Genomic DNA, 23995 nt, shown 5'->3' on the forward strand with positions numbered 1-23995 from the left:
CACCATGGCCCTGCGTGCCACGGTATAACGCCCTCGTTCCAATCCTGCCTCGAGCCGCCACCATGAAATTGCTGATCGTCGAAGACCAAACGAAAACCGGCCAATACTTGCGCCAGGGCCTGAGCGAAGCCGGGTTCAATGCCGACCTGGTGGCCGATGGCATCACCGGCCAGCAACTGGCCCTGAGCGGTGAATACGCCCTGTTGATCCTTGACGTGATGCTGCCCGGACGCGATGGCTGGCAGATTCTGCAGGCCGTACGCGGCGCCGGGCTGGATACTCCGGTGCTGTTTCTCACCGCGCGGGACGCTGTCCAGGACCGGGTGCATGGCCTGGAACTGGGCGCCGACGACTATCTGGTCAAGCCCTTCGCGTTTTCCGAATTGCTGGCACGGGTCCGCAGCCTGTTGCGTCGCGGCGGTTCGTCGCCCCAGGAAACCAGCCTGCAACTGGCCGACTTGCGCCTGGATCTGATCCGTCGCCGCGTCGAACGCAGCGGTCGGCGCATCGACCTCACCGCCAAGGAATTCGCCCTGTTGGAGATGCTTTTGCGGCGCCAGGGCGAGGTGCTGCCCAAGTCCCTGATCGCCTCCCAGGTCTGGGACATGAACTTCGACAGTGACACCAACGTCATCGAAGTCGCGATCCGCCGCCTGCGGATCAAGATTGACGACGAATTTCCCAGCAAGCTCATCCACACGGTGCGCGGCATGGGCTATGTGCTCGAAGAGCGAAGCCTGTGAAGGCCCGGTGGTCCTTGAGCAGTCGCCTGGCGCTGCTGTTCGCCGCCTGCACCGCCGTGGTGTCGCTGTTTGCCGGGGTGCTGTTCAGCCGCGGCAGCGAGGCGCACTTCATCGAGCTGGATCAACAGTTGCTGGAAGGCCGGCTGATCGGCTTGCGCCGGGCCTTGCAGGATCTCGACGCCGAGCAGACCCGCAGGCGCCTGGAGGATGAACTCAGCCGCCAGGCCGACCTGGCGTTGCGTATCAAGGACAGCAATGGTGTGCGCTGGTACGACAGCTCGATCCGGATTCCACAGCAACTGCCGGAAAGTCCTGGCCTGTCGACCCTCAGCGATGCAGACACCGACTACCGGGTGCTGAATGCGCCACTGGACCCCAACCGTCCCGGCTCGCCACAACTGACGCTGCTGCTGGACATCACCCACCACCAGCATTTTCTGCAACGCATGCAGCGCCTGATCTGGTTGACCGTGGGCCTCTCCGCCCTCGCTACCGCCCTGCTGGGCGCCTGGGCCGCACGACGCGCCTTGCGGCCGTTGCGGCGCATGGGGGCCATTGCCGGCAGCGTCTCGGCCCGCTCCCTCAACGCCCGCCTGCCCGAAGAGCAGATGCCTGCCGAACTGGCCGAATTGGCCCACAGCATCAACGCCATGCTCGAACGCCTTGACGATGCGTTTCAACGGCTCTCGGCGTTCTCCGCCGATATCGCCCATGAATTGCGCACGCCGCTGTCGAACCTGTTGACCCACACCCAGGTCACCCTCACCCGGGAACGTCCGCTGGAGGACTACCGCGAAGCGCTGCACAGCAATCTCGAAGAACTGCAATGGATGGCGCAAATGGTCAACGACATGCTGTACCTGGCCAAGGCCGACCATGGCCTGCTGGCGCCCAACCGTGAGCCGCTGTTACTGGCGGCGGAAGTGGATGTGCTGCTGGAGTTCTTCGCACCCTTGGCCGAAGACGTCAATGTACGGCTGAACCGGGAAGGCGACGGTCGCGTGGAGGGGGATCGCAGCATGTTGCGCCGGGCCTTCTCCAACCTGCTGGACAATGCCTTGCGCTTCACCCCCGGCGGCGGCGAAGTGCGCCTGCAGATCCTTGACGGCCCGCATGCGCTGAAGATCTATGTGGAGAACAGCGGCGAAGGCATTCCAGCAGACCTGCTGCCGCGCCTGTTCGATCGCTTCTATCGCGCCGACCCGGCCCGCCGGGAAGGCAGCAGTGAACATGCGGGGCTGGGCCTGGCCATTACCCGCTCGATCATCCATGCCCACGGCGGGCATATCCACTGCGAGTCGGCCGATGGCTGGACACGCTTCATGATTGAATTGCCGAAGGCAGGCCAGCCCTGACACAAGACCCTGTGGCGAGGGGATTTATCCCCGCTGGGCCGCGAAGCGCCCCCCCCAAAACTGTCAATTCAACCTGTCTGATGTACCGAGCTTTCAGGTTCAGGGCTGCTTCGCAGCCCAACGGGGTAAATTCCCTGGCAACAAGGGCCCTGCAGCCGGTCCTGGATATCAGGAATACCGCAACGCCTGCGCCGGCTCGGTCTTCGCCGCACGCCAGGCCGGGTAGATCGTGGCGAGGAAGCTCAGGATAAAGCCGGCGGCACAGATCAGGATCACGTCGCCACGCTGAAGCTCCGACGGCAGGTTGCTGATGAAATACACATCGGAACTGAAGATGTGCTGGCCACTGACCCGCTCCAGCCATCCCACCAGCTCGCTGACATTCAACGCCGCGATCACCCCCAGCACTCCGCCGATCACCGTACCGACGACGCCGATTACCGTACCCTGGACCATGAAGATCGCCATGATCTGCCGCGGCGTGGCGCCGATGGTCCGCAGGATCGCGATGTCCGCGCCCTTTTCGTTCACCACCATGATCAGGGTCGCGATGATATTGAACGCCGCCACTGCGACGATCATCAGCAACAGCAGGCCGATCATGGTCTTTTCCATTTTCATGGCACTGAACAGGCTGCCCTGGGTGTGGGTCCAGTCGTCCGCCTTGTAGCCTGCACCCAGGCTGCTGGCGATATCGCCAGACACCTTGGGCGCGGCGTACAGGTCCTTCACCGCCAGACGCACGCTCTGCACCTGGTTCGGCTGCCAATGCTGCATCTGTGCGGCGTCGGCCAGGTGGATCAGCGCCATGGAACCATCCAGCTCGGCGCCCACCTTGAACACACCCACCACGTTCAGTCGCTGCATGCGCGGAGTGATTCCCCCCGGCGCGGTGCTGACTTCCGGCACGATCAAGGTCAGTTTGTCGCCGACGTTCAAACGAAAGCGTCGAGCCGTGATCTCACCGATCACCACACCATATTCGCCCGGTTTCAAGGCATCGAGACGCCCCTGGACAATATGCTGGGCCACGATGGACACCTTGCCTTCCTGGGCCGGATCGATACCGCTGATCTGGATCGGCTGCATCGAGCCCTTATGGCTGAGCATGCCTTCCATTTCGGTGAACGGCACGGCCGCCGTCACCTGGGGATTGTTCAATGCCGCGGCGGCCACCGGTTGCCAGTCATCGATGGGATTGACCCCGACGATGGTGGCGTGGGGCACCATGCCAAGGATGCGCGAGCTCATTTCGCGCTGGAAACCATTCATGACCGAGAGCACCACGATCATCGCCAGCACGCCCAGGGCGAGGCCGATCATCGACGTCATGGAGATGAATGAAACGAAGCGATTGCGACGCTTGGCGCGGGTATAGCGCGTGCCGATAAAGATCGATAACGGTCTGAACATTCGGGGCACCGTAAAAAGATAAATGACCCGGCGCATGGATGCTGCGCCGGGTTCCGGTCGGTCAGATAGGGGTCAGGCAACCTTCCTGCAGATGCAGCACGCGGTCCATCTGCCGGGCCAGATTCATGTCGTGGGTAACCACCAGGAACGCGGTGCGCAACGAGGTGCTGAGCTCCAGCATCAGGTCCTGGATGCCTTGGGCGGTGTGGGAATCGAGGTTACCGGTCGGCTCGTCGAGCATCACCAGGCCCGGCTTGTTGACCAACGCCCGGGCAATCGCCACCCGCTGGCGCTCGCCACCGGACAGTTCGGCCGGCTTGTGTTCAAGGCGGTGCCCCAGCCCGACCCGCTCCAGCAACGCCGTGGCCCGCTGGCGAGCTTCGGGAATCGCGGTACGGCCGATCAGCAACGGCATGCAGACGTTTTCCAGTGCGGTGAATTCCGGCAACAGATGGTGGAACTGGTAGACGAAGCCCAGGGAACGGTTGCGCAGCAGGCCGCGGCCCTTCTCGTTCAGCGCCGAGAGTTCCTCGCCCGCCAGCCAGACACTGCCGGCGGTGGGCGTGTCGAGACCGCCCAGCAGATTGAGCAAGGTACTCTTGCCCGACCCGGACGTGCCGACAATCGCCACGCGCTCACCCGGGAACAGCTCCAGTTGCAGGCCCGACAACACCACTACCGACTCCGGGCCCTCCTCGTAGGATTTACCCAGGTTGCGGCAGCTCAAGATCGCTTTTTCACTCATGCCCGACTCACTCATAACGTAACGCCTCCGCAGGCTGGGTGCGTGCGGCACGCCAGGCTGGATACAGGGTGGCGAGGAAACTCAGGATCAACGCGGCGCCGCAGACCATCACCACGTCATCGGACTGCAATTGCGACGGCAGGTAGTCGATGAAGTACACGTCGGCGTTGAGGAACTTGTGGCCGATCAGGCCTTCGAGGGCGGCAATCGCGGCGCTGACGTTCAGCGCGGCGAACATCCCGACCAGGGCGCCGACAATCGTGCCGATCACACCGATGACCGTGCCCTGGACCATGAAGATGCGCATGATCTGCCCCGGCGTGGCACCCAGGGTGCGCAGGATGGCGATGTCGCCCTTCTTGTCGTTCACCACCATCACCAGCGTGGAAATGATGTTGAACGCGGCCACGGCGACGATCAGCAGCAACAACAGGCCGATCATGGCTTTTTCCATGCGGATCGCCTGGTACAGGTTGCCGTGGGTACGGGTCCAGTCGCGGGCGTAATAACGATCTTCGCCAAGCTGCTGGGCGATGTTCCAGGCGACACGGGGCGCCTGGAACAGATCGTCGAACTTCAACCGCAACCCCTGGACCTGATCCGGTTTCCAACGATGCAGGCGCGCCAGGTCCTGGAGGTTGGTGACCCCCAGGTAGCCGTCCAGCTCGCCGGCACCGACATGGAAAATGCCGACCACGGTAAAACGCTTCATGCGTGGGAACATGCCGCCGGGGGTCACGGTGACCTCCGGTGCGACGAACGTCAGCTTGTCGCCGATGGCGACGCCGAGCTTGGTCGCGGCCTTGTCGCCGATGACGATGCCGAAGCTGCCCGGCGCCAGGTCGTCCAGCCGGCCCTGCCGCATGAAGTTGTCGATAATCGACACCTGCCGTTCGAGCCCGGGGTCGATGCCGTTGAGCAACACCTTGGACACCTTGCCGTCGTTGGTCAGCAGCCCCTGCATCTGGGTGAAAGGCGCCACGGCCAGCACCTGCGGATTGTGCTTGACCTGGGCGGCCAGGCTCGGCCAGTCGCTGATGGCCTCGCCGGATTCGACGGTGGCATGGGGCACCATGCCCAGTACACGGGTGCGCATTTCATGATCGAAGCCGTTCATCACCGACAGCACGACAATCATCACGACCACGCCAAGGGCCAGGCCGATGATGGACGTCAGGGAAATGAACGATACGAAATGGTTGCGGCGTTTTGCACGGGTATAACGCGTGCCGATAAATACGAAGAGAGGTCTGAACATGTCGGGGCTTGTTCGGAGGGAAAAGGAACGTCCTTGTGGCGGGGGTCACAAACCAGCTTTACACTCAGACCACCGCCGCTACCATGGGTTCGCCATGTCGACATTAGATGAAGAAGATCGCCGCGAATACTACCGTATCGAGGACACGATCGCACTGGAAATTCAGCCCCTGTCGATTCCTGAAGCCGCCAGCCAGGAACTGTTGCAGGATGCTTCTCCATTATTCAATCTGCTCAGCGAACTGCACCTGAGCGAATTCGAGTCACAACACCTGCTGCGCCAGATCAGCGAGCGCGAACGCAGCATCGCGGCGTACCTCAAGGTGATGAACAAACGCATCGACCTGCTCAGCCAGGTGATTGCCCTGACGGTGCTGGGGGAGATCGGCGAGCCACAACCGGTGATCATTTCCGAAGGCGGCATCGACTTCCAATACCCCACGCCCATTGCCGTCGGCGCGCACCTGTCCATCAAACTGGTGCTGATGCCCCAGGCCCTGGGCCTGTTGCTGCGGGCGCGTGTCACCCACTGCGATCCCAAGGGCGATGGCTATGATGTCGGTACCGAGTTCGAACACCCGACCGACGGCCAGCGCCAGTTGCTGGCCCGCTACATCCTGCAGAAACAGGCGCAAGAACGTCGCCTGGCGCGAGAACTGAACGAATCAGGTACCCATAAGGAACAACCGTGACCCTCATCTATGGCCACCGCGGCGCCAAGGGCGAAGCGCCGGAAAACACCCTGACCGGTTTTCAGGAATGTCTCAAGCACGGCGTGCGCCGTTGCGAACTGGACCTGCACCTCTCCATGGACGGCGAGTTGATGGTGATCCATGACCCGACCCTCAAGCGCACCACGGATCGCCGGGGCAAGGTGGTGGAACATACCGCCGCCGAGCTGGTGACCTACGATGCGCGCAAAGGTGGCCCGGGCTGGATCACGCCGTGCCCGATCCCGCGCCTCGAAGAGCTGTTCGAGAAGTGTGATTTCGAGCATTGGCAACTGGAAGTCAAAAGCGCGTCACGCACCCGGGCGGCGGCGACGGTGCTGGGCATTCGCGAAATGGCCCAGCGCTTCGGGCTGCTGGACAAGGTCACCATCACGTCCAGTTCCCGGGAGGTGCTCAAGGCTGCCCTGGAGCTGACCCCGGACATTTCCCGTGGCCTGGTGGCGGAATACGCCTGGCTCGACCCGTTGAAGGTCGCGCAGAGCTATGGCTGTGAGATTCTGGCGCTGAACTGGACCCTGTGCACGCCGGAACGCCTGATCAAGGCGCAGCGTCAGGGCCTGCATGTGTCGGTGTGGACCGTCAACGAGCCCGCGCTCATGCGCAGGCTCGCCGACTTTGGCGCTGACAGCCTGATTACAGACTTTCCCGGTTTGGCCACTGCCACGCTCGAGAATTGCTGAAATCGGTCTCCCCGGCCGGCTCAGGCCACCGGCCGGAGCCGCTCAAAAAAGCCGGTTGAGCCCGTCGTAGGCCGCTACCCGATAGGCTTCGGCCATGGTCGGGTAGTTGAACGTGGTGTTGACGAAGTACTTCAGCGTGTTCAGCTCGCCAGGCTGGTTCATGATCGCCTGGCCGATGTGGACGATCTCCGAGGCCTGGTAGCCGAAGCAGTGCACGCCCAGCACTTCCAGCGTCTCGCGGTGGAACAGGATCTTGAGCATGCCTTGCGGCTCGCCGGCGATCTGTGCCCGCGCCATGCTCTTGAAGAAAGCCTTGCCCACTTCGTACGGCACCTTGGCCTGGGTCAGCTCCTGCTCGTTCTTGCCGATGGAGCTGATCTCCGGAATGGTGTAGATACCGGTCGGAACGTCGTTGACGAAGCGCCAGCTGCCATTGTCGACGATGCTGCCGGCGGCCGAACGACCCTGGTCGTGGGCGGCACTGGCCAGGCTCGGCCAACCGATCACGTCACCGGCGCCATAGATGTTCGGCACGCAGGTGCGATAGTTTTCATCGACTTCGATCTGGCCACGGCTGTTGACCTTCACGCCGATGTTTTCCAGGCCCAGGGCGTCGGTGTTGCCGGTACGGCCATTGCACCATAGCAAGGCGTCAGCCTTGATCTTCTTGCCGGACTTGAGGTGCAGGATCACGCCGTTGTCCACACCCTCGACACGGTCGTACTCTTCGTTGTGGCGCACGGTGATGTTGTTGTTGCTGAAGTGATAGCTCAGGGCCTGGGAGATTTCCGAATCCAGGAAACTCAACAGCTGGCCACGGTTGTCCACCAGTTCCACCAGTACCCCAAGGCCGCTGAAGATCGAGGCATATTCACAACCGATCACGCCGGCGCCATAGACGATCAGCTTACGCGGGGTATGGCCCAGGCTCAGGATGGTGTCGCTGTCGTAGATCCGCGCATGGTTGAAGTCGATATCGGCCGGGCGATACGGGCGCGAACCAGTGGCGATGATGATGTGCTTGGCCACCAGCTTTTCCACGACGCCGTTGCCACAGACCACTTCGACGGTCTGCTCGTCGGCGAAGCTGCCGGTGCCGAAGAACACATCCACGCGATTGCGAGCGTAGTAGCCGGTACGCGAGGCCACTTGCTTGGAAATGACTTTCTCGGCGCTCTTGAGCACGTCCGGGAAGGAAAACCAGCGCGGCTCGCCGATCGCCCGGAACATCGGATTGGTGTTGAATTGCATGATCTGCCGGACCGAGTGACGCAAGGCCTTGGACGGGATGGTGCCCAGGTGGGTGCAGTTGCCGCCGACCTGCCGACGGCTGTCGACCATCGCCACCTTGCGCCCTGCCTTGGCGGCGTTCATTGCCGCGCCTTCCCCCGCCGGGCCGGAACCCAGTACCACCACGTCGTAGTTGTAGACAGCCATGCGTACTCCTCAGAACAGGCCGCGGCGCCGGACTTGGCGACCACGGCTAAATCACGCCGTTTGCGGCATGAAGGAACAATTTGGGGCCGGTTCACGAGCCCGGCCACAGTCTATAGAAGCGTCAACGCCGCGCACATTACCCCTTGGTCGCGTCCTAGGCTAGGGGGCACCCCCTTTTGCCTGCGCCATTTCGCCACACCTACCCTTTCACCAGCCTGTCATCGTTGGGCTTTGCCGGTGCTAAACCGTTCAAATGCATCATTGGTGCGGATGACGAAGCGCCCCTGCTCCCGCACCACGAAAAATACCCCGATACCGTGTTTTTCGGCATAGTCCCAGCCCCTTTCCGGGCCGAGAATCAGCAACAGCGTCGATAGTCCATCGGCCATCAACGCCGAAGGATGAATCACAGTCACTGACGCCAGGTTGTGTCGGACCGGCGAACCGGTGCGTGCGTCGAGCGTGTGGGAATAACGCGTTCCGTCCTGTTCGAAATAATGACGGTAGTCACCGGACGTCGAAACCCCATAACCATCGACCTCGATGACACGCTCGGCCACCTGCCGGTCGTCCCGGGGTTCTTCCAGGGCGACTCGCCAGGGCGCGCCATCGGGCTTGTGTCCGGCAGCCTTGAGCTCTCCCGTGGCTTCCACCAGGTAGCTGTCGATGCCCAGGGCCTGGAGCCTGGCGGCGATCCGGTCCACGGCATGGCCCGCGGCGACGCTGTTGAAATCGACTTCCACCGCGGCGTCCTTGCACAACCGCTCACCGTCGATACGCAGGTGCCCGTAGCCGACACGCTGCCGCGCCTGGGCCAGGGCTTGCGCGGTTGGCACCTTTTCTTCCCGGGACTGGGGGCCGAACCCCCACAGGTTCAACAACGGCTCCACCGTCAGGTCGAAAGCCCCCTCGCTGTCCAGGGACAACCGTTCCCCCACTCGTATCAGTTCCAGGACCGGCCCGGGCATGACCTTGCAACTGTTGGCCGGCAACCCGTTGAAAAGCTCGATCTCGGAATCGCTGCGATAGGTCGAGAACTGCCGGTCCACTTCGGCGAGGATGCTTTCCACCTCGCCCTGCAGCGCTTTCGGGCCAGGGGCGGCGGAATGCCTGACGTATTGGACAGAATAACGACTACCCATGGTGGGCCCGTCGAATCGCTCGAGGGTGTCGCCGTTGCCGCAGCCGGACAAGGCAGCAACCAGGACCACAAGCATCTCCCTGCGTCCAATTAACAAATCTTCATCTCCCCTCAAAACCGCGCCCGCCATTATGGGCGTCAGCGCGTGCATGCGCGAATCTGTGGAAGCGAACCTGGTCGTGATAGTGGAGAGTCAGTCGCATGGGTGCTGATTGATCCGTCGCCACCGCCAGCAGGCTCGCTCCCACAGGTACTGCGATTCCTACAAGATTTGCCAGAGTGAGTACCGACATGTCTTCCAACACGAGCAGCGCCAAGGCGATCTTTCGCGTGGTCAGCGGCAATTTTCTCGAGATGTTCGACTTCATGGTCTACGGCTTCTACGCCACGGCCATCGCCAGGACGTTCTTTCCCACCGACAGTGCCTTCGCTTCGCTGATGCTGTCCCTGGCCACGTTCGGCGCCGGGTTTCTGATGCGTCCGCTGGGGGCGATCTTTCTCGGCGCCTATATTGACCGACACGGTCGCCGCAAGGGACTGATCATCACCCTGGCGATGATGGCCGCGGGCACCTTGCTGATCGCCTGTGTGCCAGGTTACGCCACCCTGGGCGTGATGGCCCCGCTGCTGGTGCTGCTGGGGCGGTTGCTGCAGGGCTTTTCCGCCGGTGTGGAATTGGGCGGTGTGTCGGTGTACCTGGCGGAAATCTCCACGCCGGGACGCAAGGGTTTCTTTGTCAGTTGGCAGTCCGCCAGCCAACAGGCCGCCGTGGTGTTTGCCGGGCTGCTGGGGGTGGCCCTCAATCATTGGCTGAGCCCCCAGGAAATGGGCGAATGGGGTTGGCGCGTACCTTTCCTGGTGGGCTGCATGATCGTGCCGGCCATTTTCGTGATCCGTCGCTTTCTGGAGGAAACCCCTGAGTTCCAAGCAAGAAAACACCGCCCCACCCTGTCGGAAATCATCCGCTCCATCGGTCAGAACTTCGGCATCGTCCTGGCCGGCATGGCGATGGTGGTCATGACCACGGTGTCGTTCTACCTGATCACCGCCTATACCCCGACCTTCGGCAAGGCCGAATTGAACCTGTCGGATCTGGATGCCTTGCTGGTCACGGTATGCATCGGTCTGTCGAACTTCTTCTGGTTACCGGTGATGGGTGCGTTTTCCGACAAGATCGGACGCAAGCCCTTGCTGCTGGGAGCGACAATCCTGGCGATCCTAACGGCATATCCAGCGCTGTCATGGCTGGTGACGAACCCTAGCTTCAGCCATCTGCTGATGGTCGAACTGTGGTTCTCGTTCCTGTACGGATCCTACAACGGCGCCATGGTGGTGGCCTTGACGGAAATCATGCCGGTTGAGGTGCGCACCACCGGCTTTTCCCTGGCCTACAGCCTTGCCACCGCCACCTTCGGCGGCTTTACCCCGGCGGCCTGTACTTATCTGATCCATGAGCTGGGGAACAAGGCGGCTCCCGGCATATGGCTCAGTGGCGCGGCGGTGTTGGGGCTGGTGGCGACCCTGGTGCTGTTCAGGGGCAATCGTCATGAATTGCGCACTGCACAGGCTTCGATGGCGGGCGGCGCCAGATAAGTCCTGGCGCGAGCAGGCCTTGCGCAGGACATAAAGCTCAGACAAAAAAACGCCCCGACAAGTCGGGGCGTTTTCATGGGCGGCCTGGGCTTAGCGCGGGAACGCTGGCGGGTTTACACCGGCCATGTCTTCCATTACGCGAACCACCTGGCAGCTGTAACCGAACTCGTTGTCGTACCACACATACAGGACAACGCGGTTGTCGTTGCAGATGGTGGCTTCGGCATCGACTACGCCGGCGTGGCGCGAGCCTACGAAGTCGGTGGAGACCACTTCCTGCGAATTGACGAAATCGATCTGCTTGTGCAGTTCCGAATGCAGCGCCACATAGCGCAGGTACTCGTTCATCTCTTCGCGGCTGGTGGCTTTCTCCAGGTTCAGGTTGAGAATAGCCATCGACACGTTTGGCGTCGGCACACGGATCGCGTTGCCGGTCAGCTTGCCGGCCAGCTCAGGCAGGGCCTTGGCAGCGGCGGTGGCGGCACCGGTTTCGGTGATGACCATGTTCAACGCGGCGCTGCGGCCACGGCGATCGCCCTTGTGGAAGTTGTCGATCAGGTTCTGGTCGTTGGTATACGAGTGCACGGTTTCAACGTGACCGTTGACGATGCCGAACTTGTCGTTGACCGCCTTGAGCACCGGCACAATGGCGTTGGTGGTGCAGGACGCGGCGGAGACGATCTTGTCCTCGGCCGTGATATCGCCATGGTTGATACCGTGAACGATGTTCTTCAGCTTACCCTTGCCAGGCGCGGTCAGCACGACCCGGTCGATGCCCGGGCAGGCCAGATGCTGGCCCAGGCCATCAGCATCACGCCATACGCCGGTGTTGTCCACCAGCAGGGCGTCCTTGATGCCGTACTGGGTGTAGTCCACCTCGGTGGGGTTCTTCGCGTAGATCACCTGGATCAGGTTACCGTTGGCGCAGATGGTGTTGTTTTCTTCATCGATGATGATGGTGCCGTTGAACGAACCGTGGACCGAATCGCGGCGCAGCAGGCTGGCACGCTTGGTCAGGTCGTTCTCGGCGCCCTTGCGCACCACGATGGCCCGCAGGCGCAGGCCGTCGCCGCCACCGGTCTTCTCGATCAGGATGCGCGCCAGCAGACGGCCGATACGACCGAAGCCGTACAGCACCACGTCGGTACCTTTACGGGCCGAAGCGTTCTGTTGACCCACCACATCGGCCAGCTCTTCGCGAACGAACTGCTCGGCGCTGCGGCCATTGCCCTGGGCCTTGAACTTGACGGCCAGCTTGCCCAGGTCCACCGAGGCGGCACCGAGCTTGAGCTCGCTCATGGCCTTGAGCAGAGGGAAAGTTTCGTGGACGGACAATTCGCTGTCGTCAGACTGACGGTGGCGAGCAAAGCGGTGAGCCTTGAGAATCGCGATGACAGACTGGTTGATCAGGCTGCGGCCATAGATCGAGCTCACCACGTTGTTATTGCGGTAGAGCTGACCGATGAGAGGGATCATCGCTTCGGCGAGTGCTTCACGATCGATCCATTCACCAAGACACTGGTCGGGCTTCTGAGTCACGGGAACCTTCCACATGTAGGGGCTGAAAAAAGGGGCTACATTATGCCGCCGAGTCCACGGCTGAGCAATGCGCGCCTGTCGCGCCGTGGTTTTCCCCTTCGCCAGGGTAGTCTACGACTGACAGCCCCCCCTTTACCCCGCTACAATTGTCGACTTTGTCGCAACGCTTGGAGCTCAACCTTCCGTGCCCGTTCTGCGTCTCCCGCATCTCCCTGCCTGTGCAGGTAAACAGCACTGGGGCAACCTGCCCGGTGCCGCCCTGAGCCTGGCCATCGCCGAGGCCGCCAGCGCTGCAAAGCGCTTCACCCTGCTGCTGACCGCCGACAGCCAGAGCGCCGAGCGGTTGGAACAGGAGCTGAGTTTCTTCGCCCCGGATTTGCCAGTGCTGCATTTCCCGGATTGGGAAACCCTGCCCTACGACCTGTTTTCCCCGCACCAAGACATCATTTCCCAGCGAATCGCCAGCCTCTACCGGTTGCCCGAGCTCAGTCATGGCGTTTTGGTAGTGCCGATCACCACGGCCCTACATCGCCTGGCACCGACCCAGTTCCTGCTCGGTAGCAGCCTGGTGCTGGACATCGGCCAGAAACTCGACGTCGAGCAGATGCGCAGCCGCCTGGAAGCCAGCGGCTATCGTTGCGTCGATACCGTCTACGAGCACGGCGAGTTCGCCGTACGCGGGGCATTGATCGATCTGTTCCCGATGGGCAGCAAGCTGCCTTATCGCATCGACCTGTTCGATGACGAAATCGAGACACTGCGCACCTTCGACCCGGAAAACCAGCGATCCATCGACAAGGTCCAGTCGGTCCGCCTGCTGCCCGCCAAGGAGTTCCCGCTGCAGAAGGAAGCCGTGACCCGTTTCAAGGCACGCTTTCGCGAACGCTTCGATGTGGATTTCCGCCGCTGCCCGATCTTCCAGGACCTGAGCAGCGGGATCACCCCGGCCGGGATCGAGTACTACCTGCCATTGTTCTTCGAAGACACGTCCACGCTGTTCGACTATCTGCCACAGGACACCCAGGTGTTTTCCCTGCCCGGCATCGAACAGGCGGCGGAAAACTTCTGGAACGACGTGCGCAATCGTTACGAAGAGCGCCGCGTCGACCCGGCCCGCCCGCTATTGCCGCCGGCCGAGCTGTTCCTGCCGGTGGAAGACTGCTTTGCCCGCCTCAAGAGCTGGCCCCGCGTGGTGGCCAGCCAGCAGGACGTGGAGCCCGGTGTCGGCCGCGAACGTTTCCCCGCCAAGCCCCTGCCCGACCTGGCCATCGAAGCCAAGGCCACCCAACCGTTGTGGGCCCTGGCGGGCTTTCTCGACGAATTTCCCGGCCGCGTCCTGTTCACCGCCGAGTCCGCCGGACGGCGAGAAGTCCTGCTGGAACTGCTCGAGCGCCTGAAGCTGCGACCCAAGACCGTGGACAGCTGGCCGGACTTCGTCGCCGGCACAGATCGACTGGCGATCACCATCGCGCCGCTGGACGAAGGGCTGGTGCTCGACGATCCGGCCCTTGCACTGGTCGCCGAAAGCCCGTTGTTCGGCCAGCGCGTGATGCAGCGCAGGCGCCGCGAGAAACGGGCCGACGCCAGCAACGAAGCCGTCATCAAGAACCTCACCGAGCTGCGCGAGGGCGCCCCGGTGGTGCACATCGACCACGGTGTGGGCCGATACCTGGGCCTGGCCACCCTGGAAGTCGATAACCAGACGGCCGAATTCCTCACCCTGGAATACGCCGAGGGTGCCAAGCTCTACGTGCCGGTGGCGAACCTGCACCTGATCGCACGCTATACCGGCAGCGACGATGCCCTGGCCCCGTTGCACCGCCTGGGCTCGGAAACCTGGCAGAAGGCCAAGCGCAAGGCCGCCGAACAGGTGCGCGACGTCGCCGCCGAGCTGCTGGATATCTACGCCCGCCGGGCCGCGCGGGAAGGTTTCGCGTTCACCGACCCGAAAGTCGATTACGAGACCTTCAGCGCCGGCTTCCCGTTCGAAGAGACCGTCGACCAGCAGACCACCATCGAAGCTGTGCGCGCCGACATGCTCGCGCCCAAGCCGATGGACCGGCTGGTGTGCGGCGATGTCGGCTTCGGCAAGACCGAAGTGGCGATGCGCGCCGCGTTCATTGCCGTGCACAGCGGCAAGCAGGTGGCGATCCTGGTGCCGACCACCCTGCTCGCCCAGCAGCACTACAACAGTTTCCGCGACCGCTTCGCCGACTGGCCGGTGACAGTGGAAGTGATGAGCCGCTTCAAATCCGCCAAGGAAGTGAACGCTGCGGTTAAGGATCTGGCCGAGGGCAAGATCGACATCGTCATCGGCACGCATAAATTGCTGCAGGACGATGTGAAGATCAAAAACCTCGGACTGGTGATCATCGACGAAGAGCACCGCTTCGGTGTGCGCCAGAAAGAACAGCTCAAGGCCCTGCGCAGCGAAGTCGACATCCTGACCCTCACCGCCACGCCGATCCCGCGCACGCTGAACATGGCGGTGTCGGGCATGCGCGACCTGTCGATCATCGCCACGCCGCCGGCCCGTCGCCTGTCGGTGCGCACGTTCGTCATGGAACAGAACAAGAGCACGGTCAAGGAAGCCCTGCTGCGGGAGTTGCTGCGTGGCGGCCAGGTCTATTACCTGCACAACGACGTCAAGACCATCGAGAAATGCGCCGCCGACCTGGCCGAGCTGGTACCGGAAGCCCGGATCGGCATCGGCCATGGGCAGATGCGCGAACGTGAACTCGAGCAGGTGATGAGCGATTTCTACCACAAGCGCTTCAACGTGCTGATCGCCTCGACCATCATCGAAACCGGCATCGACGTGCCCAGCGCCAACACCATCATCATCGAGCGCGCCGACAAGTTCGGCCTGGCCCAGTTGCACCAGTTGCGCGGTCGGGTCGGGCGCAGCCATCACCAGGCCTATGCCTACCTGCTGACACCGCCACGCCAGCAGATCACCCCGGATGCTGAGAAACGCCTGGAGGCCATCGCCAATACCCAGGACCTCGGCGCGGGCTTCGTACTGGCGACCAACGACCTGGAAATCCGCGGCGCCGGTGAGCTGCTGGGCGATGGCCAGAGTGGCCAGATCCAGGCCGTCGGCTTCACCCTGTACATGGAAATGCTCGAACGGGCCGTCAAGTCGATCCGCAAGGGCGAACAGCCGAACCTCGACCAGCCCCTGGGTGGCGGGCCGGAAATCAACCTCCGGGTACCGGCGCTGATTCCCGAGGACTATCTGCCGGACGTGCATGCGCGGCTGATTCTCTACAAACGCATCGCCTCGGCCAGCGATGAAGAAGGCCTCAAGGACCTGCAAGTGGAGATGATCGACCGCTTCGGCCTGCTGCCGGAGCCGACCAAGAACCTGGTACGTACCACGCTGCTCAAGCTCAAGGCCGAGCAATTGGGCATCAAGAAAGTCGACGGCGGGCCCAACGGCGGCCGTATCGAGTTCGAGGCCCAGACCCCGGTCGATCCGCTGGTGCTGATCAAGCTGATCCAGGGCCAGCCCAAACGCTACAAGTTCGAGGGTGCCACGATGTTCAAGTTCATGGTGCCCATGGAACGCCCGGAAGAGCGTTTCAATACCGTAGAAGCGCTGTTCGAGCGCCTCACCCCGACCACTGCTTGAAGGACGCCCCATGCGCCTGTTTCGCTCACTGACCTTGTTGATGACCCTGGTCGCTCCCCTGGCGTTCGCCGACGACCTGTATCAGGTTGAAATGATCCTGGTACGCCAGAATGCCGAGCCAGCAATCATCAGTCGCGCCGCACCGGAGGACTGGGATGCCGGCGCGCAACGCCTGGCCGCGGACAGCCAGCGCGCGCCAGCCATGGGCAACATCGTGGAGAAACTCAACGCAAGCGGCCAGTACACGGTGCTGATGCACAAAGCCTGGCAACAGACCCTGGGCGAACAGGGCAGCAAGGTCGCCATCAGCGACGGCACCGAACAGTTCGGTCAATTCCCTATCGAAGGCACCCTGGAACTGAAACTGGGACGCTTCACCGACGTGGATGCCGACTTCTGGGTCAACCAGATCGATGGCAATGGCCTGGTCACCGCCAGCGAACGCCTGAAACAGAAAAGCCACACCAAGAATGGCCAGCTCAATTACCTGGACAACGGTCATCTTGCCTTGCTGATCAAGATCACCTCCATGACCACGCCCGCCCCACGGCAGGCGCCTGACGTCATTCCCGACTGACCGGCGCGCCTATGCCCTCGCCCCTGAGCAAACCCCTGGCACCTTCCTGGGTCAATCGATTCAAGGAGCAGAGCCTGGAACGCGGGCGCCGCTACGCGCAGGAAAACCGCATCAGGATCGTCGAGGCCGGTGAAAGCACCATTACCGCCAGTTGCGAAGGCTCTGGCGGCAACGTTTACCGTCAGACCATTCGCCTGAAAGAGTCAGCCAAAGGGACACTGCTGTTGCTTGAAGCGGCGTGCTCCTGCCCGGTACGCATCAACTGCAAGCACTGTGCGGCGGTGCTGCTGCAAGTCCAGGAAACCCTGGCCTACCCGGCCGCCGAAAAAGACGCGCAACTGCTGGAAAAACTTCAGGCGGTGCTGGACAACCGCAGCCCCAAGGCCCCGCCGCAAGTGCTTGTGGACAACGTCCAGCCAGTGCCGCGCCTCTGGCTGGCCAGCATCGAGTTCAGTGCCTTCGAGCCGCGCAATGGCAAGATGCAACGCTATATCCAGCATCGTGCCGCCCTGTCGTTCAGCTACCTGGACGAGTACGTCAGCGGCCAGCGCAATACCGACGTACTGATTCGCCAGGAAACCCAAACGCTGCGGATCAAACGCCAGACCGATGTGGAACAGTCCTATCGCGAACAGCTAAGGATCCTCGGCTTCAAGGTGGCGACCCGACAAAGCAAGGCCCTGCCGGAAAGCGCCGGTGAACTGTACGAAATGGTCAACGACAGCGCCTGGCTGACATTCACGCTCAATGACCTGCCGAAACTGCGTAGCCAGGGCTGGGAATTGCAGATCGACGAGGATTTCGGCTTCGACCTCACCGCCGTGGATGACTGGTACGCCACCGTCGAGCAAACGCCGGAGCGGGACTGGTTCGACCTGGAGCTGGGGATCATCGTCAATGGCGAGCGGCTGAGCCTGCTGCCGATCCTGCTGAACCTGATGCGCTCGCACATCGAGCTGTTCAACCCGGAACGCCTGGCGAGACGGCGCGACGACGAACTGATTCTGGTCAACCTGCCGAACCGCCCGAATTCGCAGTTTGGCCCGCAACAAGTGGCCCTGCCCTATGGCCGACTGAAACCGGTACTGGCGACCCTGGGCGAGTTTTACCTGCAGGAACCGGGCACTACCAAGCTACGCCTGAACAACGCGGACGCCTTGCGCCTCAACCCGTTGCAGGACATGCCCTTGCGTTGGGAAGGCGGCGAGCATATCCGCAGCCTTGCCCAGCGCCTTCGAGACATCAAGGACTACACGGCCACCGCGCCAGAGGGACTGAACGCGACATTGCGGCCTTATCAGCTCGAAGGCTTGAGCTGGATGCAATCGCTGCGGCAGCTGGAAGTCGGCGGCATCCTCGCGGACGACATGGGCCTGGGCAAGACCCTACAGACCCTGGCGCATATTCTCAGCGAAAAAAATGCCGGCCGCCTGGACCGGCCCTGCATGGTGGTAATGCCCACCAGCCTGATTCCCAACTGGCTCGACGAAGCAGCCCACTTCACACCGCAACTGAAGGTGCTGGCCCTGTATGGCGCCGGACGCAAGAAGCACTTCGATCGGCTGGCCGATTACGACCTGGTACTGACCACCTACGCGCTGCTACCCAAGGATGTCGAGCGCCTGGCGGCGCAATCGCTGCATGTACTGATCCTCGACGAAGCCCAGTACATCAAGAACCCCACCAGCAAAGCCGCCCAGGCCGCCCGAGAACTCAATGCCCGGCAGCGCCTGTGCCTGTCCGGCACGCCCCTGGAGAATCACTTGGGCGAGCTGTGGTCCCTGTTTCATTTCCTTCTGCCGGGGTGGCTGGGCGACGTCAAGAGCTTCAACCGCGATTACCGCGTGCCGATTGAAAAACGCGGCAGCGACGCGAGGCTCAAGCACCTCAATGGTCGGGTGAAACCCTTCCTGCTGCGCAGGACCAAAGAACAAGTGGCGACGGAACTGCCGCCCAAGACCGAGATCGTCCATTGGGTTGAACTCAGCGATGCCCAGCGGGACGTCTACGAAACCATGCGCCTGGCCATGGACAAGAAAGTCCGCGACGAGATCACCCGAAAAGGCGTGGCTCGCAGCCAGATCATCATCCTCGAGGCGTTGCTCAAGCTGCGCCAGGTGTGTTGCGATTTGCGCCTGATCAACGACGCCAACCTGCCCAGCAAGGGCAGCACCTCGGGCAAACTCGACAGCCTGATGGAAATGCTCGAAGAGTTGTTCGAAGAAGGCCGCCGGGTGCTGCTGTTTTCCCAGTTCACCTCGATGCTGGCGCTGATCGAGAGCGAGCTGAAAAAACGCGGGATCGATTACGCCATCCTGACCGGCCAGACCCGGGATCGGCGCACGCCCGTCAAGGAGTTCCAGAGCGGTAAGCGCCAGATCTTCCTGATCAGCCTGAAGGCTGGAGGCGTGGGCCTGAACCTGACCGAGGCCGATACCGTGATCCACTACGATCCGTGGTGGAACCCCGCCACCGAAAACCAGGCAACTGATCGCGCCTACCGCATCGGCCAGGAAAAACCGGTGTTCGTCTACAAGCTGATTGCCCGAGGCACAGTGGAAGAAAAGATACAGCTGCTGCAAAAAGAAAAATCCGACCTCGCTGCGGGCGTGCTGGACGGCCGCGTGGCAGGAGACTGGCAATTGCAGAGCGACGATATCGAGGCGCTGTTTGCCCCGCTGCCGGATAAGCTGGAAAAGCGCTGACGTCGGCGAAGCCCCTGTCCACGCCCTTCCCCAGTGAGAGCGCACAGGCCCGCAATAGCCGGCTATCCCGCCGCCAGCACCCGGGCCAGCACCGACTTCACTGTTCCCATCCCGTCACGCAACGCCTGCTCGATTTCTGCCATGCTGATGACCGTCGCGGATTTCCCGGCGGCCGGGTTCACCACCAGGGCCAGGCAGGCGTAGTCCAGTTTCAGCTCACGGGCCAGTGCCGCTTCCGGCATGCCGGTCATGCCGACGATGTCGCAACCATCGCGCTCCAGCCGTACGATCTCGGCGGCCGTCTCCAGGCGCGGCCCCTGGGTACAGCCATGGACGCCTCGATCGCTGTAGTCGCAGCCCTCGGCGGCCAGGGCAGCGATCAGCCGCTGGCGCAGCAGCTCGCTGTAGGGATAGCTGAAGTCGATATGGGTGACCGCTTCCAGGTCATCGGCGAAATAGGTGTGCTGACGACCGCTGGTGTAATCGATCAACTGATGGGGCACGCAAAGATGTCCGGTCCCCATGGCCGCATGAATCCCACCCACGGCGTTGACGGCCAGGATCGCCTCTGCACCGGCCTGCTTCAGGGCCCAGAGATTGGCGCGATAGTTCACCTGATGGGGCGGGAAGCGATGAGGATGACCATGACGAGCCAGGAACAGGACTTCACGCCCGGCGAATTCGCCAATGTGCACCTGGGAGGACGGTGCGCCATAGGGTGTCTCCACCGTCAGGGACTGGCGAATGGCCAGGCCCTCCAGTTGGGCCAAGCCGGTACCGCCGATGATTGCGTGAACGGCCATCGATGATGTCCTAGTCGATCAGTTGGGCAGCCTTCAAGGCGCCGATCGCCGTCAGCCAGCGTGGATCCTGGCGATACTCGGTGGTGGCGAACGCCTGGCCACGCATGCGGTCGATCCGTGCCGACGGCTTGACCTTCAACCGCTGTGCAGCACTCAAGGCCAGCTCAGCGGCTGCGCGGTCGTTGCACACCAGGCCCATGTCGCATCCGGCCGATAGCGCGGCCTCGATGCGACTGGCAGCATCGCCAACCACGTGGGCGCCAGCCATCGACAGGTCATCACTGAAGATCACGCCGTCGAACTGCAGCTCGCCTCGCAGGATGTCCTGCAGCCAGCGTCGGGAAAAGCCTGCCGGGTTGGCATCGACCTGGGGATAGATGACATGGGCGGGCATCACTGCGGCCAACTGCTTGCTCAATCTGGCGAAGGGCACCAGGTCATTGGCGCGGATCTGCTCCAGGCTGCGCTCATCATTGGGGATGGCCACGTGAGAGTCGGCCTCGGCCCAGCCATGACCGGGAAAATGCTTGCCGGTGGCCGCCATGCCGGCGGCCTTCATGCCACGAATGAACGCACCTGCCAGCGATGCCACGCGCTCGGGATCACCTTCGAAAGAACGACTACCAACCACGGCGCTGCGCTGGTAATCGAGATCCAGCACCGGCGCGAAGCTCAGGTCGAGACCGACAGCCAGCACCTCGGTGGCCATGATCCAGCCGCACTGCTCGGCCAGGTATTCGGCATTCGGATTGTCGGCAATGGCCCGCATGGCCGGCAAACGGACGAACCCCTGACGCAGGCGCTGAACGCGCCCCCCCTCCTGGTCCACCGCCAGCAGAAGGTCTGGACGAATGGCCCGTATCGACGCGCTCAACTCGCGAACCTGCCGTGGATGCTCGATATTTCGAGCGAAAATGATCAGGCCGCCCACTTCCGGCTGACGCAACAGGCGGCGGTCCTCGGCCGTCAGCCAGGTACCGGCGACATCCACCATCAACGAGCCTTGCAGGCAAGCAGTCATAATAGTTCCTTGATAATGATGAATCCGCACGGCGGCGGCTGCGCGACCGCACCCTCAGGCGCCTGGCCCGGCAGAACGCGGTCACGCAATGGGAGATGGGGCGGATTCGAAACGAGAGTGTGCATGGGCGGCTAGCTTAGCGGATGTAGGCCGCCGCGCCCACCCATGCACCGGGCACTCAGGCCTTGGCGAGCGCCGGTGTCGATTTGCTGCGCGGACGCAATTGCGCGGCCGCCATGGCGTCGTCGGTGACGCCGCTCTCGGCGCGCATGCCGGCCGCCAGGAACGGCACCATCAGGCGCATCACCTGCTCGATGGACGTGTTCACGCCGAAATCGGTTTCGGCGATGGCCCTCAAGGCCTTGATACCGGACATGCTGAACGCAGCGGCACCGAGCATGAAATGCACGCGCCAGAACAGCTCGATGGGCGGGATACGGGGTGCGGCTTCGTTGACCAGAAGCATGTAGCGGCGGAACACCTTGCCGTACATGTCTTCGAGGTAACGCCGCAGGTGCCCCTGGCTCTGGCTGAAGGCCAGGCCCAGGAGGCGCATGAAAATGGACAGGTCGTTGCCACTGCGTGGTTGCACGGCAAGCGCCTGCTCGACCAGCATCTCCAGCAGTTCTTCGAGGGTGGGCTTGACGTCGGGCTTGGCCTGGCGGCGTTCCAGCTCGCGGTCGAGGCTGAGGCAGAAAGGCCCGAGGAAGCGCGAGAAGACCGCCTGGATCAGCGCCTTCTTCGAGCCGAAATGATAGTTCACCGCCGCCAGGTTCACCCCGGCCTTGCTGGTAATCAGACGCAACGAGGTTTCGGCAAAACCTTTTTCCGCGAACAACTGCTCGGCAGCATCGAGAATGCGTTCAACGGTTTCCGACTGGGCCATGGCTACTCCGCCTGACAAACACTTGTTTGAAACATACGTTTCAGCCCCCGCGTTGTCAAGCCTGGCGGGACGTTTTGCGAACGGGCGGTCAGCTATTTAACCATACCTTTGACAGGCTGTAGCCATGGCGCATCCAGCAGCTCCTTCTACCGTCCGGCGGCCCGAGAAAAAAGGAGGATTGCCAAGCGGCCGCCACTGTATATAATCCCAGTCACTGTATAAAAAGACAGAGCGATCAATATGCTAAAGCTGACGCCACGCCAAGCAGAGATTCTGGCCTTCATCAAACGCTGCCTAGAAGACAACGGCTACCCGCCGACCCGCGCGGAAATCGCTCAGGAACTGGGTTTCAAGTCGCCCAACGCGGCGGAAGAACATCTCAAGGCCCTCGCTCGCAAAGGCGCGATCGAAATGACGCCCGGCGCGTCCCGCGGGATCCGCATCCCCGGCTTCGAAGCCAAGGCCGACGAAACCACCCTGCCGATCATTGGCCGCGTGGCGGCAGGCGCTCCGATCCTTGCTGAACAACACGTCGAAGAATCCTGCAACATCAACCCTTCTTTCTTCCATCCCCGGGCCGATTATCTTCTTCGCGTCCACGGCATGAGCATGAAGGACATCGGCATTTTCGATGGCGACCTGCTGGCGGTGCACACCACTCGCGAAGCCCGCAATGGCCAGATCGTCGTGGCGCGTATCGGTGACGAAGTGACCGTCAAGCGCTTCAAGCGCGATGGCAGCAAGGTCTGGCTGATCGCCGAAAACCCCGAATTCGCCCCCATCGAAGTGAACCTGAAAGAACAGGATCTCGTCATCGAAGGCTTGAGCGTCGGCGTCATTCGCCGCTAAAGGAGGCTTTATGCATTTCCCTCACACACCACAGCACACGCAACTGCCGCTGTTCGAGGCATTCATGGCCCAGCCTTTGGCTCCAGTCCTGAAAGATGTGATCGAATCACCCTGGGGCGTCGAGCCCGAGGCCTTCAGTGAATTGTCGTTACGTGGTGCGGCCGGGAACTGCCTGAACCTGCTGGCCCCGATCCTGCGGGAGTTGAGCCAGGACCAGGACGCTCGCTGGTTGACGCTGATCGCGCCTCCGGCGAGCGTTACCCAAGCCTGGCTGCGAGATGCCGGCCTCAATCGCGAGCGTATCCTGCTGCTGCAGCCCCGAGGCACTCAGAGCGCCCTACAGTTGACGTGCGAAGCACTGCGCCTGGGCCGTAGCCATACGGTGGTCAGCTGGCTCAACCCGCTATCCCCTGCCGCGCGGCAACAGTTGATCAGCGCCGCTCGCGTCGGAGACGCACAAAGCCTGAATATTCGTTTGGGCTAGGACAACCACGAGGCTTCTCCAGGACAGAGAAGCCGGTCAGCAAATCATCTTTCAAAAACCGACAAACGGGTATCAATGAAGAACCCGTGGTCCTTCTTCCTTGCTGAACTCACCTTCAACCAGGCGCCCTGCCATTTGGACACCCACGCTCAACATCGCCTTGGCGACTTCGACGTGCTGCCCCTGAAGGAACGCCTTGGCGTCTTCGGAGAAACTCAGGGTAACCAGGGAACCCTCGTCCTCAGCCCTGCGCAGCTCGATGCGGCCGTCAGGAAGTTCGACAATTTCTAGAAAGGACGTAGGCATAAAAGTCTGTTCTCCACGAAAGGCGAGGATTATATCGCCATCGGCCAGGATTCGCTCGGGATCTTGACCAAGCGTTGTCAATGAACGTTACGGTCC

20 protein-coding genes are annotated in these 23995 nt (G+C 62.2%); 10 read left to right on the plus strand and 10 right to left on the minus strand.

All coding sequences use genetic code 11. The annotated features are described in order from the left end of the window. The first annotated feature begins 62 nt into the window (after positions 1-62). Entirely contained in the window at positions 63-743 is a 681-nt protein-coding gene (locus BW992_RS24390; RefSeq protein WP_072458054.1) for a heavy metal response regulator transcription factor, read from the plus strand. Next, positions 740-2098, plus strand: a complete 1359-nt coding sequence (locus BW992_RS24395; protein WP_076407220.1) for a heavy metal sensor histidine kinase — start codon at positions 740-742, stop codon at positions 2096-2098. The genes BW992_RS24390 and BW992_RS24395 overlap by 4 nt, the downstream gene beginning before the upstream one ends. 168 nt (positions 2099-2266) lie before the next feature. Here BW992_RS24395 and BW992_RS24400 read toward each other — a convergent pair whose 3' ends face one another. The 3 genes from BW992_RS24400 to BW992_RS24410 all read right to left on the minus strand — a co-directional run bounded on the left by BW992_RS24400 (position 2267) and on the right by BW992_RS24410 (position 5514). Continuing rightward, positions 2267-3511 carry a lipoprotein-releasing ABC transporter permease subunit gene (locus BW992_RS24400; RefSeq protein ID WP_072388972.1) on the minus strand — a complete coding sequence of 415 codons (1245 nt, stop codon included), beginning with the start codon at positions 3509-3511 and terminating at the stop codon, positions 2267-2269. A gap of 61 nt (positions 3512-3572) precedes the next feature. Then, positions 3573-4256 (minus strand): lipoprotein-releasing ABC transporter ATP-binding protein LolD, encoded by a 684-nt coding sequence (lolD, locus tag BW992_RS24405; RefSeq protein ID WP_165887691.1) that lies wholly within the window; start codon positions 4254-4256, stop codon positions 3573-3575. 7 nt (positions 4257-4263) lie between these two features. Continuing rightward, on the minus strand, positions 4264-5514 hold the full coding sequence (locus BW992_RS24410; protein WP_072388976.1) for a lipoprotein-releasing ABC transporter permease subunit: 1251 nt from the start codon (positions 5512-5514) through the stop codon (positions 4264-4266). A gap of 94 nt (positions 5515-5608) precedes the next feature. On the opposite strand from BW992_RS24410, the gene BW992_RS24415 reads away from it, so the two are divergent. Together BW992_RS24415 and BW992_RS24420 are read left to right on the plus strand one after the other, a co-directional pair. After that, positions 5609-6205, plus strand: coding sequence for a PilZ domain-containing protein (locus tag BW992_RS24415; protein WP_072388978.1), 597 nt, complete (start codon positions 5609-5611; stop codon positions 6203-6205). Beyond that, positions 6202-6924: a glycerophosphodiester phosphodiesterase gene (locus BW992_RS24420; protein ID WP_072388980.1), complete on the plus strand. Its 723-nt coding sequence runs from the start codon at positions 6202-6204 to the stop codon at positions 6922-6924. Before BW992_RS24415 ends, BW992_RS24420 begins: the two co-directional genes overlap by 4 nt. A 42-nt stretch (positions 6925-6966) precedes the next feature. Here BW992_RS24420 and sthA read toward each other — a convergent pair whose 3' ends face one another. Then, positions 6967-8361, minus strand: a complete 1395-nt coding sequence (gene sthA / locus BW992_RS24425; RefSeq protein ID WP_053158653.1) for a Si-specific NAD(P)(+) transhydrogenase — start codon at positions 8359-8361, stop codon at positions 6967-6969. 218 nt (positions 8362-8579) lie between these two features. Continuing rightward, entirely contained in the window at positions 8580-9578 is a 999-nt protein-coding gene (locus tag BW992_RS24430; protein ID WP_072388982.1) for an FAD:protein FMN transferase, read from the minus strand. A 215-nt stretch (positions 9579-9793) separates the two neighbouring features. Here BW992_RS24430 and BW992_RS24435 point away from each other — a divergent pair, with 215 nt between their 5' ends. Further along, positions 9794-11095 (plus strand): MFS transporter, encoded by a 1302-nt coding sequence (locus BW992_RS24435; RefSeq protein ID WP_076407221.1) that lies wholly within the window; start codon positions 9794-9796, stop codon positions 11093-11095. Positions 11096-11185: 90 nt separating this feature from the next. Here BW992_RS24435 and BW992_RS24440 read toward each other — a convergent pair whose 3' ends face one another. Then, positions 11186-12649, minus strand: a complete 1464-nt coding sequence (locus tag BW992_RS24440) for a glyceraldehyde-3-phosphate dehydrogenase (protein WP_072388986.1) — start codon at positions 12647-12649, stop codon at positions 11186-11188. Positions 12650-12818: 169 nt separating this feature from the next. On the opposite strand from BW992_RS24440, the gene mfd reads away from it, so the two are divergent. The 3 genes from mfd to BW992_RS24455 are packed head-to-tail and all read left to right on the plus strand — an operon-like array spanning position 12819 to position 19550. Beyond that, positions 12819-16268: a transcription-repair coupling factor gene (mfd, locus tag BW992_RS24445; RefSeq protein WP_076407222.1), complete on the plus strand. Its 3450-nt coding sequence runs from the start codon at positions 12819-12821 to the stop codon at positions 16266-16268. 10 nt (positions 16269-16278) lie between these two features. Next, positions 16279-16845, plus strand: coding sequence for a CsiV family protein (locus tag BW992_RS24450; RefSeq protein ID WP_072388990.1), 567 nt, complete (start codon positions 16279-16281; stop codon positions 16843-16845). A gap of 11 nt (positions 16846-16856) precedes the next feature. After that, the gene (locus tag BW992_RS24455; RefSeq protein WP_072430357.1) at positions 16857-19550 is read left to right on the plus strand and encodes a DEAD/DEAH box helicase; all 2694 of its coding nucleotides are present in this window, start codon (positions 16857-16859) and stop codon (positions 19548-19550) included. A gap of 62 nt (positions 19551-19612) precedes the next feature. Here BW992_RS24455 and BW992_RS24460 read toward each other — a convergent pair whose 3' ends face one another. The 3 genes from BW992_RS24460 to BW992_RS24470 all read right to left on the minus strand — a co-directional run bounded on the left by BW992_RS24460 (position 19613) and on the right by BW992_RS24470 (position 22260). Further along, on the minus strand, positions 19613-20353 hold the full coding sequence (locus BW992_RS24460; protein WP_076407223.1) for an S-methyl-5'-thioinosine phosphorylase: 741 nt from the start codon (positions 20351-20353) through the stop codon (positions 19613-19615). A 10-nt stretch (positions 20354-20363) separates the two neighbouring features. Next, the gene (gene nagZ, locus BW992_RS24465; RefSeq protein ID WP_172834666.1) at positions 20364-21362 is read right to left on the minus strand and encodes a beta-N-acetylhexosaminidase; all 999 of its coding nucleotides are present in this window, start codon (positions 21360-21362) and stop codon (positions 20364-20366) included. A gap of 190 nt (positions 21363-21552) precedes the next feature. Then, positions 21553-22260, minus strand: coding sequence for a TetR/AcrR family transcriptional regulator (locus BW992_RS24470; RefSeq protein WP_072388997.1), 708 nt, complete (start codon positions 22258-22260; stop codon positions 21553-21555). Between the two features lie 240 nt (positions 22261-22500). On the opposite strand from BW992_RS24470, the gene lexA reads away from it, so the two are divergent. Together lexA and sulA are read left to right on the plus strand one after the other, a co-directional pair. Beyond that, positions 22501-23109, plus strand: coding sequence for a transcriptional repressor LexA (gene lexA / locus BW992_RS24475; protein WP_072388999.1), 609 nt, complete (start codon positions 22501-22503; stop codon positions 23107-23109). A 10-nt stretch (positions 23110-23119) separates the two neighbouring features. Then, positions 23120-23593 (plus strand): SOS-induced cell division inhibitor SulA, encoded by a 474-nt coding sequence (sulA, locus tag BW992_RS24480; protein WP_072389001.1) that lies wholly within the window; start codon positions 23120-23122, stop codon positions 23591-23593. Between the two features lie 72 nt (positions 23594-23665). Here sulA and BW992_RS24485 read toward each other — a convergent pair whose 3' ends face one another. Then, complete coding sequence (locus BW992_RS24485; protein ID WP_072389598.1) at positions 23666-23899, minus strand: hypothetical protein; 234 nt, start codon at positions 23897-23899, stop codon at positions 23666-23668. Positions 23900-23995: the final 96 nt, after the last annotated feature.

The sequence above is a fragment of the Pseudomonas sp. 7SR1 genome (assembly GCF_900156465.1).
Taxonomy (GTDB): domain Bacteria; phylum Pseudomonadota; class Gammaproteobacteria; order Pseudomonadales; family Pseudomonadaceae; genus Aquipseudomonas.